The following is a 14,274-nucleotide window of genomic DNA, read 5'->3' as shown; positions in this document are numbered from 1 at the left end:
GGATGATGCGGGCATGTGGGACGGCGATGGCGAGAGCGTGTCGACCGAGCGGCTGCGGATGCGCCGGTTGACGATGGCCGACGTGGACGCGTTCGTCGAGCTTGACGGCGATCCCGAGGTGATGCGGTTCCTCACCGGCGGCGTCGCGACCCCGATGGAGACGATCCGGGACGAGGAGTTGCCGAGGCTGATCGCCCAGTACGAGCGGCATCCCGGCCTGGGGCGTTGGGCGGCGCTCGACCGGGCGTCCGGTGAGTTCCTGGGGTGGTTCGCGCTCGACCCGTCGGCGGACGGCACGGAGGCCGAGTTGGGCTACCGGCTGCGCCGCGCGGCGTGGGGGCGTGGCCTGGCGACGGAGGGGTCCCGGGCGCTGGTCCAGTACGCGCTCGACGTCGTGGGCGTACGCCGGGTGTGGGCGCAGACGATGGCGGTGAACGAGCGGTCCCGCCGGGTGATGGAGAAGGCGGGGCTGCGTTACGTGCGGACGTTCCACCTGGACTTCGACGACCCGATCCCGGGGACCGAGCAGGGTGAGGTGGAGTACGAGCTGCTGGCCGCCGACGTCGCTCAGGACCGGCCGGCCGCCTTGCGGGCCCGGTAGGCGGCCACGGCGGCGCGGTTGCCGCAGCCGGCCTCGCAGAACCGCCGCGACCGGTTGCGGGACAGGTCGACGACGACGTTGTCGCAGTCCGGGTGCTCGCAGATGCGCAGCCGGCTCAGCTCGCTCGACCGGACCAGGTCGGCGATCGCCATGGCCGCCTCCACCGCCATGCGGGTGGCCAGCGGCGCGTCGCGGGGCACGGCGTGCAGGTGGTACGGCTCGTCGTCGTGCTCGATGAGCTGCGGCAACGCCCGGTGTTCGCGGAGCAGGCCGTTGATGATGTCGACGACCTCGGGCGGTTCGGCGTCCCAGATGCGGCGCAGGCGGGGGCGCAACTGTCGTACGGCGCGTAGTTCCGCGTCGGTGTGCTCGTGCCGTCCGCTGTAGGTGTGCCGGACGAAGAAGGCGTCCAGCGCGGCGACGTCGGGTAGCAGCTCGCCGTCGCGGCCTCCGGTGTTGACCAGGGCGGTGGCGGCGATCAGCGAGCATTCGGTGTCATGAGCGAACAGCAACTTGACTCCTGTCACGATGGCCGCCTAGCGTCATGGGCACAAGGATAGTTTGCCCATGACACACGTGTCGCAGCGAGGAGCGCGAGATGCCGCAACGACCCGCCGTCGGCGCCGCCTTGGCGCTGCTCTCCGCCGTCACGTTCGCCACCTCGGGCACCTTCGCGCGCTCGCTCATCGAGGCCGGGTGGTCGGCCGAGGCCGCTGTCGTCGCCCGGGTCGGGGTGGCCGCCCTGGTGCTCGCGATCCCCGCCCTGCTGGCGCTGCGCGGCAGGTGGCACGTGCTGCGCGACAACAGCTCCGCAGTCGTGATGTTCGGGCTGCTCGGGGTCGCCCTGGCGCAGGTGTGCTTCTTCAACGCCGTGCGCTACCTGCCGGTTGGCATCGCGCTCCTGCTGGAATACCTGGGCATCATCCTCGTCGTGGGCTGGATGTGGCTGCGGCACGGCCAGCGCCCCCGGCGGCTCACCGTGGCCGGCTCCGCCGCCGCGCTGTGCGGGTTGGTGTTCGTCCTGGACCTCACCGGCAACGCCGCCTTCGACCCGGTCGGCGTGCTCTGGGGGCTGGGCGCCGCGTTCGGCCTGGCCGGCTACTTCGTACTCGCCGGCCGGGTCGACCCCCGACTGCCCTCGGTCGCCATGGCCAGCGGCGGGATGGCCGTCGGCGCGGCCGTGCTGCTGCTCATCGGGGTGACCGGGCTGCTGCCGCTGCGTGCCACGTTCGGTGAGGTCACCTTCGCCGGGCAGCGCACCACCTGGCTGCTGCCCATCGTCGGGCTCACCCTCGTCGCCGCGGTGATCGCGTACCTGGCCGGCATCGCCGGCAACCGGATCCTCGGCCCCCGGCTGTCGTCGTTCGTCGGGCTGACCGAGGTGCTGTTCGCCGTACTCATCGCCTGGCTGTTCCTTGACGAACTGCCCACCGCCTGGCAACTCCTCGGTGGCCTGCTGATCGTCGCCGGGGTCGCCCTGGTACGCCTCGACGAGCTGCGCGGCGTGCCCGCGCCCGCCGCGCCCGAGCCCGCGCTGGCGGCCGGCACCCGGTGAGGTCGCTGTCGCGGTGTGGTCGTCGTGCGGTGGGAGAGTGGGTGCCGTGCTGACCACTGTCGTGTTCGACGCTGACGAGACCCTGCTCGACCTGCGGCCCGCGGTGACCGGCGGGCTGGCGGCCGTCCTCGACGAGATGCGGCGTCGCGCACCCGACGCGGCCGGCGTGACGCTCGCCGAGCTGGAATCCGACTGGGGAGCGGTCTTTGGTGAGCTGAGCGCCGCCCCGGTCATGGAGATCCGCCGCGCCGCGCTGGCCCGGTCGCTGGCCCGCGCCGGCCTCGGCGACCACCTCGACGAGATCGCCGACCTCTTCTTTGCCCGCCGGTTCGCCCTCACCCGGCCGTTCCCGGACGTCCCACCGGCGCTGGTGGCGCTGCGCCGCCGGTACACCCTGGGCTTCGCCACGAACGGCAACAGCCGCGCCGAACGCTGCGGGCTCGCCGGCGAGTTCGCCTTCGAGCTGTACGCGCACGAGAACGGCCTGCCCAAGAAGCCCGCCCCGGAGTTCTACGCGGCGGTGGTCGAGGCTGCCGGGGTGCCCGCCGAGCAGATCGTGTACGTCGGCGACTCGTGGGAGCACGACGTGGTGGCGCCCCGACGGGCCGGCCTGCGGTCGGTGTGGCTGAACCGGCACGGGCTACCCCGCCCGGCGGGTCTCATCCCCGACGCGGAGGTGTCCACCCTGGCCGAACTGCCCACGGTCCTGCCGAATCTGCCGGCGGCATCGTCCGACCGGGTGGATCTGGGCGTCGGCCAGGGCGGATGAAGAACAGATTCACCGGCATAACGGACGTTCATCTGGCGGGAACCCGCCAGGTGTTGTGTGATGACGCCACGTCCCTCAACGAGAGGATTCGATGTGGTGAGCAAGCGCTTCACCGTCGGTGCCGTCGCGACCGCGGCGGTACTGGCACTTACGGCAGCGGGCCTGGGTGTACCGGCCAGCGCCGCGCCGAGCACGTCCCGCACCTTCACGGTGGTCGCCGAGGACGGGGTCGCCGTCGACACGGCGGTCGCCGCCATCCGGGCCGCCGGCGGCACGGTGGTGTCCTCGTCCGACGAGGTCGGCATGTTCCAGGTCACCAGTGACCGGGCCGACTTCGCGTCCCGGGCCGCCGCCGCGCCGACCCTGGTCGGCGCCGCCGAGCAGAAGGCCATCGGCCGCAAGCCGAAGCTGGACCGGGTCGAGCAGGAGCACCTGACGGCCGCCACCAAGGCCGCCGCCGGCGCTGCCGCCCGGCGCGGGGCCAAAATGGACCCGCTCGACGACAAGCTCTGGGGCCTGGAGATGATCCAGGCCGACAAGGCCCGCAAGATCGAGCCCGGTGACCGTCGGGTGACCGTCGGCGTACTGGACACCGGCGTCGACGCCAGCAACCCGGACATCGCGCCCAACTTCAACTGGGCGTTGTCGCGCAACTTCGCACCCGACCGGATCGACGTGGACGGCCCCTGCGAGGTGCCGAGCTGCCTCGACGCGGTGGGCACCGACGACGGCGGGCACGGCACCCACGTGGCCGGCACCATCGGCGCCGCCGCCAACGGCTTCGGCCTCTCCGGTGTCGCCCCGAACGTGTCGCTGGTCGAGCTCAAGGGTGGCCAGGACTCCGGCTACTTCTTCCTCGACCCGGTCGTCAACGCCCTGGTCTACGCCGGCCGCAACGGGATCGACGTGGTCAACATGTCGTTCTACGTCGACCCGTGGCTCTACAACTGCACCGCCAACCCGGCCGACTCCCCCGAGGCGCAGGCCGAGCAGCGGGCCATCATCAAGGCCATGAAGCGGGCGCTGGAATTCGCCCACAACAAGGGCGTCACCCTGGTCGGCGCGCTCGGCAACAACAACGAGGACCTGGGCGCGCCGCGTACCGACACGTCCAGCCCGGACTACGGCGCCGACCCGTACCCGCGCCCGATCGACAACAACAGCTGCTGGGACCTGCCCACCGAGGGCCCGCACGTCATCGGTGTGTCGTCGGTCGGCCCGTCCGGCAAGAAGTCGGACTTCTCCAACTACGGCACCGAGCAGATCTCGGTCGCCGCGCCGGGCGGCTGGTTCCGCGACGGCTTCGGCACGGACACGTACCGCACCGACGCCAACATGATCCTGTCGTCCTACCCGAAGCACGTGCTCCAGGAGGAGGGCTCGGTCGACGCCGACGGCAACATCGTCGCCGGTTTCGAGGAGTCCGTCTTCAAGCAGTGCAAGGCCAACGGTGAGTGCGGCTACTACACCTACCTGCAGGGCACCTCGATGGCGTCCCCGCACGCCGCCGGGGTGGCCGCGCTGATCGTCAGCCGGTACGGCAAGCCGCAGGCCCGGGGTGGCTTCGGCATGTCCCCGGACCAGGTGGAGCAGCACCTCTACCGCACGGCGGCCGAGCACGCCTGCCCGGAGCCGCGCCTGCAGCAGTACCGCAACGAGGGCCGTGACGAGACCTACGACGCGTACTGCGCCGGTGGGCTCAACTTCAACGGCTTCTACGGGTACGGGATCGTCGACGCGTACGCGGCGGTGAAGACCCCGCTCAAGCTCAACGCCCGCCCGTAACGCACCGCCCGCGGGGCCCGGTCGACACTGGTCGGCCGGGCCCTGCCGCGTGCGGCGGTCGGGCGCGATGATCGACCCCGGTTTCTTGGAAGGCGGGGTGTCGCGGTGCCCCGGACAGCCCGGTCTCCAAGAAGCCGAGTGGATCACGGCCGCTCACCGCCGCGGCGCGGGCGTTCATCGCCGCCAGCCGCGGGCGTTCAGGGCGGCGCGCACTTCGCGCAGCACCGCCGGGAACTCGGACCCCATCCGTCGACTGGTCACATGGAGCACCAACCAACCCGCGCCGACGAGCAGATTGAGCCGTCGGCGATCACGGTGCAACTGGTCGATGTCGGAGTGCCACTGCCCGTCGTACTCCACCGCCACCCGGTAGGTGGGCCACGCCAGGTCGGGGTGCAGGACCACGCCGTTGGGCAGGCGCACCGGATGTTGGACGACGGGGCGTGGCAGGCCGCCCAACACCAACCGCGCCCGTAGCTGGGACTCCGGCGGGGACTGGGCCCGCCCGTCGGCCAGGTCGAAGAGCCAATCCGCCCGACGAGCCCCGGGTCGGTCCGTGTTGAGGGCGGCCTCCTTGGCCAGCGCGGCGCTGTCGGTCAGTCCCCGCCCGAGCAACGTGTCGATGATGGGGAGCGCGCGGACCGGGTCGAGCCAGACCGCCGTCTCCCAGGCGGACCGCGCCGGACCCGAGCAGGGGAGCGGGCTGCGCGCCAGGCGATCCGGTCCCGGTGGGCGGGTCGCGCCGGTTGGGCGTCTCGCTTTCGAGGGACCGCTCGCCGGTGGATAGGGGACCGCCCGTTCAGGCCTCGGACCGCTTACGCGCGGGCCGGTGGCGGCGTGTTCGGACGCGGTGTGGACATGCACCCGAAGGCCGCGTTGAGCGCCGACCCGCAACGGTCGGGGCGCGAGGATGTGCACGTCGTCGGTGAAGGCGGCGGCGTGCTCGATGCCGTGCAGGAAGGCGGCCGACGGACCACCCACGACCACCCCGGGCGGCAGCCGCAGGAGCGCGGCGCGGCAGGCCAGGGCGTGGTCCCGGTCCAGTCGGGCGTCGGCGTAGATGTCGTGGCGAAGTCGTACCCAGGCGCTGCTGCGTAGCTGGTGCTCGCTGAGCAGGCCATCCCGGACGACGTCGGAGCCGCGGAAAACCTGCCAGGTCAGGGCGTCGGGTCGGTACGGACGTGGTGGCATGCCGAGCAGCGTGCCGCCCGCCGGTCGCCGCCCGGTACCCCTGTGGACAACCCCGCGGAGGGCCCCGCCACCGCCTGTGGAAAACCACGAAGCGCCTTGGGGATCTTGCTATGGGTTGATCGACTCGGCTTTCCAGAAATCGGGGCGTCGCGGGCTCAAGGAGAGCCCGACTTCCAGGAAGCCGAGTCGACCAAGCGTCGGCGAGTGGATCAAGGGGTCAGCGGAGGGTTGCCGCCACGGCCGTCGCGGCGGCCTGCACCTGGGGGCCGACCAGGGCGACGTCCAGCGGGGCGAGCGCGACCACGCCGACGCTGGCCTCCAGGCCCGGTACGCCGAGCACCGGCGCGGCCACCCCGTACGCCCCGGACTCCAACTCGCCGCTGCTGCTCACCGGGTCGGCCGTGCCGCTGCGGCCGGCCAGGATGGCCCGACCCGCCGCGCCCCGGTCCAGGGGGTGTCGCGCGCCCGTCCGGTACGCGACGTGGAACGACGTCCAACTCGGCTCGACCACCGCCAGGGCGACACCCTCGCCGCCGTCCACCACGGTCAGGTGGGCGGTCGCGCCGGCCTGTTCGGCGAGTCGGCGCAGCGCCGGCAACGCGCCCTCGGCGAGCAGCGGCTGGGCGCGTCGGGCCAGCTGCAGCACGCCCGCGCCGATCCGGAGTCGGCCGTCGCTGCCCCGGCGCAGCATGCCGTGCCCGGTCAGCGGGCCGACCAGCCGGTAGACGGCCGCCCGGCCGACGCCGAGCCGGTTCGCCGCCTCGCTGACGGTCAGCCCGGTCGGCGTATCGGCCACCAGGTGCAGAAGCCGTAGACCCCGGTCGAGCGTCTGGGACGTCTCCCCGGTCCGGCTGGACCCTGCCGTCGCATCCACAGCACGCAGCGTACGACCCGGCACCGGCGGACCCGGACAGGCGCGGACGGCTACCCTTGTACGGTGACGCTACGCCTGTATGACACCGCCACCCGATCGGTGCGGGACTTCGTCCCGCGGGAAGCCGGCAAGGTGGGGGTCTACCTGTGTGGTCTCACCCTTCAGGCGCCGCCGCACATCGGTCACCTTCGTTCCGGCGTCAACTACGACGTGCTGCGCCGCTGGTTGCTCGCGGCCGGCTACGAGGTCACGTTCATCCGCAACCTGACCGACATCGACGACAAGATCCTCGTCAAGGCGGGTGAGCAGGGTCTGCCGTTCTGGTCGATCGCGTACGCCAACGAGTTGATCCTCGCCGAGTCGTACCGGGCGTTGAACGTGCTGTCGCCCACCTACGAGCCGCGCGCCACCGGGCACATCCCGGAGATGCACGAGCTGATCACCAAGCTGATCACGGACGGGCACGCGTACCCGGCCACCGACGGCTCCGGCGACGTCTACTTCGATGTGGCGTCCTGGCCGGCGTACGGGTCGCTGTCGGGTCAGTCGCCGGACGCGATGCAGTCGGCCGGGGACGCGCCGGACCGGGGTAAGCGGGACCCGCGCGACTTCGCCCTCTGGAAGGGCGCCAAGCCGAACGAGCCGGCGGACGCGTACTGGCCGTCCCCGTGGGGGCTGGGCCGTCCGGGCTGGCACATCGAGTGCTCGGCGATGTGCTGGCGCTACCTGGGCCCGGAGTTCGACATCCACGGCGGTGGTCTGGACCTGACGTTCCCGCACCACGAGAACGAGATCGCCCAGTCCCAGGCGGCCGGGCTGCCGTTCGCCCGCTACTGGGTGCACCACGGCCTGCTCAACATCGGCGGGGCGAAAATGGGCAAGTCGGCGGGTAACGCCCTGGGCCTCGCGTACGTCGACTCGCTCGGTGTGCGGCCGGTGGAGCTGCGTTACTACTACGCCGCCGCGCACTACCGCTCGGTGATCGACTACTCGGAGGACTCGCTTCGCGAGGCGGCCACCGCGTACCGCCGGATCGAGGGTTTCGTCCAGCGGGCCGTCGAGCGGGTGGGCGCCGGGCAGCTCGGCGAGCTGCCGGCCGGTTTCGTCGCGGCGATGGACGACGACCTCAACACGTCCGCCGCGCTGGCGGTGCTGCAACAGCACCTCCGGGACGGCAACACCGCGCTGAGCGCGGGCGACGATGTGACTGTCCGCACCACCCTGGCCGTCGTACGCGCGATGCTGGATATCCTCGGGATCGACCCCCTCGACGAGGCGTGGACCGGCGGCGGTCGTTCGGACGATCTGCGCGCCGTGGTGGACTCCCTGATCGCGCTGGCCCTGGAGCAGCGCGCGCAGGCCCGGGGCCGCAAGGACTGGGCTGCCGCCGACGCGGTACGTGACCAGCTCAAGCTGGCCGGCGTGGTGGTCGAGGACACCCCCCAGGGCCCCCGTTGGACTATTGGAGAGCAGGACTGATGGCCGGCAACTCGCAGCGCCGTGGCCGGCGACTGACGTCGAAGGCGGGTGCCCCCAAGGGCTCCGGCGGCAAGAACAAGGACTCCCTCGCCGGGCGGGGTCGCACCCTGCCCGCTGACGAGCGGCCGTGGCACAAGGGCTACTCGGGCACCGAGAAGCTGCCGCAGCGCACCGCCTGGAAGCAGGACAAGGAGCGCCGGGTGGCGGCCGAGGAGGGGCGCGCCCCGAAGATCGGTCAGCCGGGCAGCAAGGACACCACCTGGGGCAAGGGTGGCGGTCGGGGCGTACCGGTCGGTCGTGGCGCGACCGGCGGTCGGGGTGGCAAGCCCACCTCGCGCTCCGGTCCCCGGGTCTCCCCGGGGCGCAAGTCCAACCCGTCGAAGGACTCCCCGGAGCTGTTGGTCGGACGCAACCCGGTGCTGGAGGCGCTGCGCGCCCAGGTGCCGGCGACGGCGCTCTACACGGCCCAGGGCATCGACGTGGACGAGCGGACCAAGGAGATCATCCGGACCGCCGCCGACCGGGGCATCGCCAACCTGGAGATCAGCCGGGCCGAACTGGACCGGATGACCGGTGGGGTGCTGCACCAGGGCGTCGGCTTGCAGGTGCCGCCGTTCGCGTACGAGCCCTTCGAGGACCTGGTGGCCGCGTCGCTGGAGCAGCAGGCTCCGCTGCTGGTCGCGCTGGACGGGGTCACCGACCCGCGCAACCTGGGCGCCGTGATCCGGTCGGCCGCCGCATTCGGCGCGCAGGGTGTCTTCGTACCCGAGCGTCGTGCCGCCGGGATCACCGCGACCGCCTGGCGGACCAGTGCCGGCGCGGCGGCGCGGGTGCCGGTGGCCCAGGTCACCAACCTGACCCGGTCGCTGAAGGCGTGCCGGGACGCCGGCTTCATGGTGGTCGGCCTGGACGCCGACGGCGACACCGACCTGTACGACCTGGAGGCCGCCGTCGGCCCGCTGGTGGTGGTCGTCGGCTCCGAGGGGCGCGGGTTGTCCCGGCTGGTCGGGGAGACCTGCGACCTGACCGTCAGCATCCCGATGATCTCCGAGGTGGAGTCGCTCAACGCGAGCGTGGCCGCCGCGGTCACCCTGGCCGAGGTCGCCCGCCGCCGCTCGGTCGAGCTGTAACGACGTCGACGAGGCCCCCTACCGCCCGAAAGCGGTAGGGGGCCTCGCCGTCAGATCTGGTGGAGCCAGGCGACGAAGAAGATCGCACCGGCCACCGCCGTCAGCAGCGTGGCCGGCAGCAGCCAGGCCGGACCCCGCTCCCCGTCGAGGCGTCGGGTCAGTCGTTGGTGCACGGCGGCGATGCCGATCAGCGCGGCCAGCCCGCCGGCCGCCAGTGGCAGGCCGACGAGGAAGTGCGCCAGCCACGCGCCGGCCCGGCTCGGACCGCCCCAGGAGTGGTCGTACGGGCCGGGATCGACCACCCCGTACAGGACGCCGCGCAGCACCATCAACAGCTCGACGCCGATCGGCAGCAGGGCCACGAGGCCGAGCAGCAGGCTGAGCAGCGCGTGACCGAGCACCGCGAGCGTTCCGGGTCGCCGGCCGGGCACGGCCGTCGGGGATGCGCCGAGCAGGCCGGTCCGCAGGCCCCGCCACCGCGCGACGGCGGCGTCGGCCCCGCCCACCGGGGTGGTAGCCAAGGTGAACAGGGCGACCGGTACCAGCGTCGCGCAGTAGGCGAGGCTACGGCCGGCCCGGCGGATGATCTGGTTCCGGTGGGCGGTGGCGGTGGCGGTGGCGGACACGGCGTCTCCTCGGGCTCGGTGTGCCGCGAACGCTAGGGATACGGCACACCCCGCCGCGTCACCCCGGGGAGCCACGCTCGCGCTGGCTCCCGGGGATGACGACCCTTTCCGGGTACGACGAAAGGGGCGGCCCGCCGCAGCGGACCGCCCCTTTTCGGTACGGCGTTACGTCAGATCCGGCTGCCCGTGGTGGCGTGGAAGACGTGGCTGCGGCCGGCGCGCGGCTTGACGAACACGGTGTCGCCCATGTTCGGCATGCTGCGGCGGTCGGTACGGACGACGAAGCGCTCCGAGTTGCCACCCAGGGCGGCGTGGCCGTAGACGTTCGCGTCCGAGCCCAGGTCCTCGACCAGCTCGACGACGACCGGCATACCGCCCTCGGTCGGGCTGACCAGGTCGCAGTCCTCCGGTCGGAAGCCGACGGTGACCTTGCCGTCGCCACCCTCGGCACGGGCCGCCTCGACCTGCTCGCGGGTCAGCGGGATACGCAGCTCGGCGAACTCGGCGCCCTGCTCGTGCAGCGGGACGGTCTTGATGTTCATGGCGGGAGAGCCCATGAAACCGGCGACGAACACGTTCGCCGGGGTGTCGTAGAGCGCCCGCGGGGTGTCCACCTGCTGGAGCACACCGTCGAGCAGCACGGCGACCCGGTGGCCCATGGTCATGGCCTCGACCTGGTCGTGCGTCACGTAGACGGTGGTGACGCCCAGCTTGGCCTGGAGCGACGCGATCTGCGTACGGGTCTGCACACGCAGCTTGGCGTCGAGGTTCGACAGCGGCTCGTCCATGAGGAAGACCTGCGGCTCGCGGACGATCGCCCGGCCCATGGCCACCCGCTGACGCTGACCACCGGAGAGCGCCTTCGGCTTGCGGCTCAGGTACTCCTCGAGCTGGAGCAGCCCGGCCGCCTCCTTGACCCGCCGGTCGATCTCCGACTTGGAGGTCTTGCGCAGCTTCAGGGCGAACGCCATGTTCTCGTACACCGTCATGTGCGGGTAGAGGGCGTAGTTCTGGAAGACCATCGCGATGTCGCGGGCCTTCGGGGGAAGGTGGGTGACGTCCCGCTGGTCGATGTAGATCGAGCCGGCGTCGACGTCCTCCAGACCGGCGAGCATCCGCAGGCTGGTGGACTTGCCGCAACCCGACGGGCCGACGAGAACGAGGAACTCGCCGTCGCCGATCTCGAGGTTCAGCTCGTTGACGGCGGGACGCTCGGTGCCCGGGTAGATCCGGGACGCCTTGGAATAGGTGACCGTAGCCATGGTGGTGCGCTTCCTTTCACCGGCAGGAACGTGCCGGACGATCCGAGTGAAGGAGCAACCGGCACGAGCCCGTGCCGGTCAGCGGACGGCGGTCGGTCGCGGGGGCGGCCGGGTCGTCGTCCGTGTCACTGCACCGTAATTGGCTTTGCCCGCGCTGCCAAGGCGAGGGACCCTCGGAAGTGACCCAATGCCTACGCATTCCGGGCAGTCGGGCACGGCAAGGCATCAATCGACGTCGCGGTGCGGCGTCGGGCGTCGGGTTGTTGACGTTTCCCGTGCTCGGGAGCACTCGCGAGCGGGATATCCGGACGTCAGTCGCTATGCTGGCGTCGACACATGCGCCCCTGTAGCTCAGCTGGCCAGAGCACTCGCCTTGTAAGCGAGATGTCGCCGGTTCGATCCCGGCCGGGGGCTCCATATCCATCATGCGCTTCCCCGGACCGCAGGGCCGGGAGCGCGGTGATTGACAGCAGCGCTGAGAGCAAACGGGCGTCCGGCGGCCGCCCGTGCCCGCCGTTGTCGGTCACCTACGCCAAGCGTAGTCATCACAGACCTGGGGACCACTCTCTTCCAGGCCCACAGCCAGATGCACGACGTCGGTCGATTCGTCGGAGTAGGCCAGGGTGACAGGGAAGGCCAGGTAGGTGCCGTCGATGCCGGTGGATTCCACCGGATCACCGATTGAGAACGATATGCCAGGTGAAGACTTCCCAGCACACCAACAAGAAGGCCGCTGACACGAGCGCGACAAGCAGGCAGCGTCGAGTGCGCCCAGCCGACAGGAGCATGGAACGGAGACTATCGGTCATCAGATCAGGTTGCCGCCAGGTCGTATAGGCGGACACCGGGCAGCTTGGCGGTCTCGCGGAGCCGGGCGAACGAGCGACAGCCGCACCAGATCCTTCGGCGAGCATCAGGGAAGCCGCGGCCCTTTGACCGGGCCGGCCGGACTGCCGGCGATGTCGGGTCTCAGGACCTGGGTGACAGATCGGTCTGGGGGACGTGGGTGACACGTCCAGCTAGACGGCTTCATTTGCCCGCTACTACGGTCTGGACGTGTGACCGACCGGTTCGATCCAATACGTCTTACCGATGCTGCGGCTCGTGGACAGTTTGCCGTGGAACGCTTCATCACTCAGTTCGCCTCGGTCTGGGTGGCGTCGTCGGAGGCCGGGGACGGCTACACCGAAGCGGAGTTGGCTGCGGCTGAGACAGCACTCGGAGTGCGGTTGCCCGCTGCCCTGCGTACCGCCTACCGCCTGTTCGGTCGCCGAGATGACCTGACACGAACCCAGGACTACTTGCGGGAACCCCCGCGGCTGTATCTCGACGACGAGGACCGGGTCCTGGTCTTCCGGACGGAAAACCAGAATGTCACCTGGTGGGGTGTGCCGGTCCACAGTCTCCACCTGGACGACCCGCCGGTGGTCTTCCGCCTAGACAGGCTGGGAGGCGCAGCACACGGCTGGGGTCGGTGGTTTGATCGGCTCTCACTGGCCTGTATCGAGATGGTGCTCTCGGAGAGCCTCATGTCCGGCGAGGTCGACCTGTGTGACAACAGGGGCCTTGACGACGCCGCCGTGACGGTGCTGGAGCGCCGATTCAGTCGCATTGGGCTGCCGGACTACCCGCTCTGGTCGATACCAGACGGCCCGCCCGTGCGGTGGTTCGTTGACACGGACGTGCTCCTGCGCGACGACGGCCGACAATGGCTGTGGGTACGAGCGAGGACGCACGAGGCCCTGGAGCGAGTACGGCGGGCATTGTCAGGCGACTGGCTCATGGACGCGGAGTAGACCATTCGCCCTCTCGGCACCTCCACGGACCGGCGGACACAGGCAGTAAGCATTCGGTAGAAGTGTCACGCAAGTCCTGATACCGATCCGTCACCCAGGTCCTGAGACCGGACATCGGACTGCCGGCGTGTCTAGTCCCACCTGAAGCTTGACGGAGCCGCCCCAGGTGGCTTGACGGTTGGTCTAGGTTTGCGCTTCGGACGTTGTAGATCCATGCGTTCCTCGACGGCCGTTGGGTCGTCGGCCTCGCCGAAGCGCAGCACGGCGTGTGCACCGGGTCCGCTATCGTTCCTCGGTCCCGCTACCAGCCGGCGGTCCACGGAGGTACCACCATGAAACAGCGCGCCACCCTGCTCGCGCTCGTCGTGACCGGCAGCCTCCTTTTTGCCGCCGGCTGTACCGGCGAGGCGGAGCCCACACGCGCCGAGAAGCCGCTCCAGGGCGCGAGCGCCGTGCCGTCTCCGACGCCCGATGTCCGTGGCGAACTGGTGGCGGCATTGCAACGGTCGCAGCAGGCTGCCCACCGGTTCGTGGTGCGAGGCGGCCTGCCCGAGGGGCAGAAGATCAGCGGCACGGGCGCCTTCGATCCGCAGAAGCGCCGTTTCGAGACCACGGTTTCGATCAGTGGAGGGAAGTACCCGTCGGCGGGAAGCCGCATTGTGATCGGCACCGAGAGTTATGGACGATCGTCGGCCAAGGGTCACTGGGTACACGTCGATCTGAAGCGGATAGAACCCGACCACCCCTTCCTGCGCTTCGACTGGGCCGACCCGACCGGTCTGAAGAAGTTCACCTCGTCGATCGTCTCCGTCGACCGCACCGGCCCGCGTACCTACACCGGCCGTTTCGACCCTGACAGCAAAGGCGCCACGCCATTCCTCCCCGTGGGCGCACCGACGATCGTCTCGATCGGCACGCCCCTGTCACCGTTCGTGATCACCACCGACGATCAGGGCTGGATCAACTCGATCAAAGTTGATTTGAGCCCCAGCAAGGGTCCGAAGCTGACGATCACCACCACGATGAGTGATCACGGCAAAACATTGAAGATCAACACGCCGGCCGGGGCCGTCGAGGCCGCGGAATCCACTTACCGCAACTGACAGCCCGGCCGGGAGCGGCCAGTTCGTCAGAACGACCAGCGGGTCCCGACAGGGCTCCTGGCGTACGCGATCGATGGTCGCCCACTCCTATAGTTCGGGTATC

Annotated in this window: 14 protein-coding genes and 1 tRNA gene; 9 read left to right on the top strand and 6 right to left on the bottom strand. The window is 70.7% G+C overall.

Translation table 11 applies throughout. The features are described 5' to 3' along the window. Positions 1 to 13: 13 nt before the first annotated feature. Positions 14 to 601 (top strand): GNAT family N-acetyltransferase, encoded by a 588-nt coding sequence (locus ACQP03_RS32110; RefSeq protein WP_357392311.1) that lies wholly within the window; start codon positions 14 to 16, stop codon positions 599 to 601. Here ACQP03_RS32110 and ACQP03_RS32105 read toward each other — a convergent pair. Then, positions 568 to 1,113 (bottom strand): CGNR zinc finger domain-containing protein, encoded by a 546-nt coding sequence (locus ACQP03_RS32105; protein WP_357392369.1) that lies wholly within the window; start codon positions 1,111 to 1,113, stop codon positions 568 to 570. The two genes, ACQP03_RS32110 and ACQP03_RS32105, sit on opposite strands and share 34 nt — an antisense overlap. Positions 1,114 to 1,199: 86 nt before the next feature. Here ACQP03_RS32105 and ACQP03_RS32100 point away from each other — a divergent pair, with 86 nt between their 5' ends. From ACQP03_RS32100 to ACQP03_RS32090, 3 genes are all read left to right on the top strand, one after another. Further along, positions 1,200 to 2,156 carry an EamA family transporter gene (locus ACQP03_RS32100; protein WP_357128758.1) on the top strand — a complete coding sequence of 319 codons (957 nt, stop codon included), beginning with the start codon at positions 1,200 to 1,202 and terminating at the stop codon, positions 2,154 to 2,156. A 46-nt stretch (positions 2,157 to 2,202) separates the two neighbouring features. Further along, the gene (locus tag ACQP03_RS32095) at positions 2,203 to 2,925 is read left to right on the top strand and encodes an HAD family hydrolase (protein ID WP_357392312.1); all 723 of its coding nucleotides are present in this window, start codon (positions 2,203 to 2,205) and stop codon (positions 2,923 to 2,925) included. Positions 2,926 to 3,021: 96 nt separating this feature from the next. Then, the gene (locus tag ACQP03_RS32090; RefSeq protein ID WP_357392313.1) at positions 3,022 to 4,710 is read left to right on the top strand and encodes a S8 family serine peptidase; all 1,689 of its coding nucleotides are present in this window, start codon (positions 3,022 to 3,024) and stop codon (positions 4,708 to 4,710) included. Positions 4,711 to 4,884: 174 nt separating this feature from the next. On the opposite strand, the gene ACQP03_RS32085 is transcribed toward ACQP03_RS32090, so the two are convergent. After that, entirely contained in the window at positions 4,885 to 5,901 is a 1,017-nt protein-coding gene (locus tag ACQP03_RS32085) for a hypothetical protein (RefSeq protein ID WP_357392314.1), read from the bottom strand. 217 nt (positions 5,902 to 6,118) lie between these two features. Then, complete coding sequence (locus ACQP03_RS32080) at positions 6,119 to 6,784, bottom strand: IclR family transcriptional regulator (protein WP_433461237.1); 666 nt, start codon at positions 6,782 to 6,784, stop codon at positions 6,119 to 6,121. Between the two features lie 54 nt (positions 6,785 to 6,838). On the opposite strand from ACQP03_RS32080, the gene cysS reads away from it, so the two are divergent. Further along, positions 6,839 to 8,254 carry a cysteine--tRNA ligase gene (gene cysS / locus ACQP03_RS32075; RefSeq protein WP_357128773.1) on the top strand — a complete coding sequence of 472 codons (1,416 nt, stop codon included), beginning with the start codon at positions 6,839 to 6,841 and terminating at the stop codon, positions 8,252 to 8,254. After that, entirely contained in the window at positions 8,254 to 9,384 is a 1,131-nt protein-coding gene (gene rlmB / locus ACQP03_RS32070) for a 23S rRNA (guanosine(2251)-2'-O)-methyltransferase RlmB (RefSeq protein WP_357128776.1), read from the top strand. The genes cysS and rlmB overlap by 1 nt, the downstream gene beginning before the upstream one ends. Positions 9,385 to 9,434: 50 nt before the next feature. Here rlmB and ACQP03_RS32065 read toward each other — a convergent pair whose 3' ends face one another. Continuing rightward, positions 9,435 to 10,010: a hypothetical protein gene (locus ACQP03_RS32065; RefSeq protein ID WP_357392316.1), complete on the bottom strand. Its 576-nt coding sequence runs from the start codon at positions 10,008 to 10,010 to the stop codon at positions 9,435 to 9,437. Between the two features lie 170 nt (positions 10,011 to 10,180). Further along, entirely contained in the window at positions 10,181 to 11,272 is a 1,092-nt protein-coding gene (locus ACQP03_RS32060; RefSeq protein WP_357128782.1) for an ABC transporter ATP-binding protein, read from the bottom strand. A gap of 340 nt (positions 11,273 to 11,612) precedes the next feature. Between ACQP03_RS32060 and ACQP03_RS32055 the strand changes: the two genes are divergently transcribed. Then, positions 11,613 to 11,689, top strand: a tRNA-Thr gene (locus ACQP03_RS32055). A 106-nt stretch (positions 11,690 to 11,795) separates the two neighbouring features. Here ACQP03_RS32055 and ACQP03_RS32050 read toward each other — a convergent pair. Further along, positions 11,796 to 11,942, bottom strand: coding sequence for a hypothetical protein (locus ACQP03_RS32050; protein ID WP_433459508.1), 147 nt, complete (start codon positions 11,940 to 11,942; stop codon positions 11,796 to 11,798). Between the two features lie 388 nt (positions 11,943 to 12,330). Here ACQP03_RS32050 and ACQP03_RS32045 point away from each other — a divergent pair, with 388 nt between their 5' ends. After that, entirely contained in the window at positions 12,331 to 13,068 is a 738-nt protein-coding gene (locus ACQP03_RS32045; protein ID WP_433459506.1) for a hypothetical protein, read from the top strand. A 332-nt stretch (positions 13,069 to 13,400) separates the two neighbouring features. Beyond that, a complete protein-coding gene (locus ACQP03_RS32040) occupies positions 13,401 to 14,171 on the top strand; it encodes a hypothetical protein (protein ID WP_433459504.1) in 771 nt (256 codons plus the stop codon). The last annotated feature ends 103 nt before the right edge of the window (positions 14,172 to 14,274 follow it).

The organism is Micromonospora sp. CA-248212 (assembly GCF_050948405.1).
Classification (GTDB): domain Bacteria; phylum Actinomycetota; class Actinomycetes; order Mycobacteriales; family Micromonosporaceae; genus Micromonospora.
This window is presented reverse-complemented; position numbering and strand designations above follow the sequence as displayed.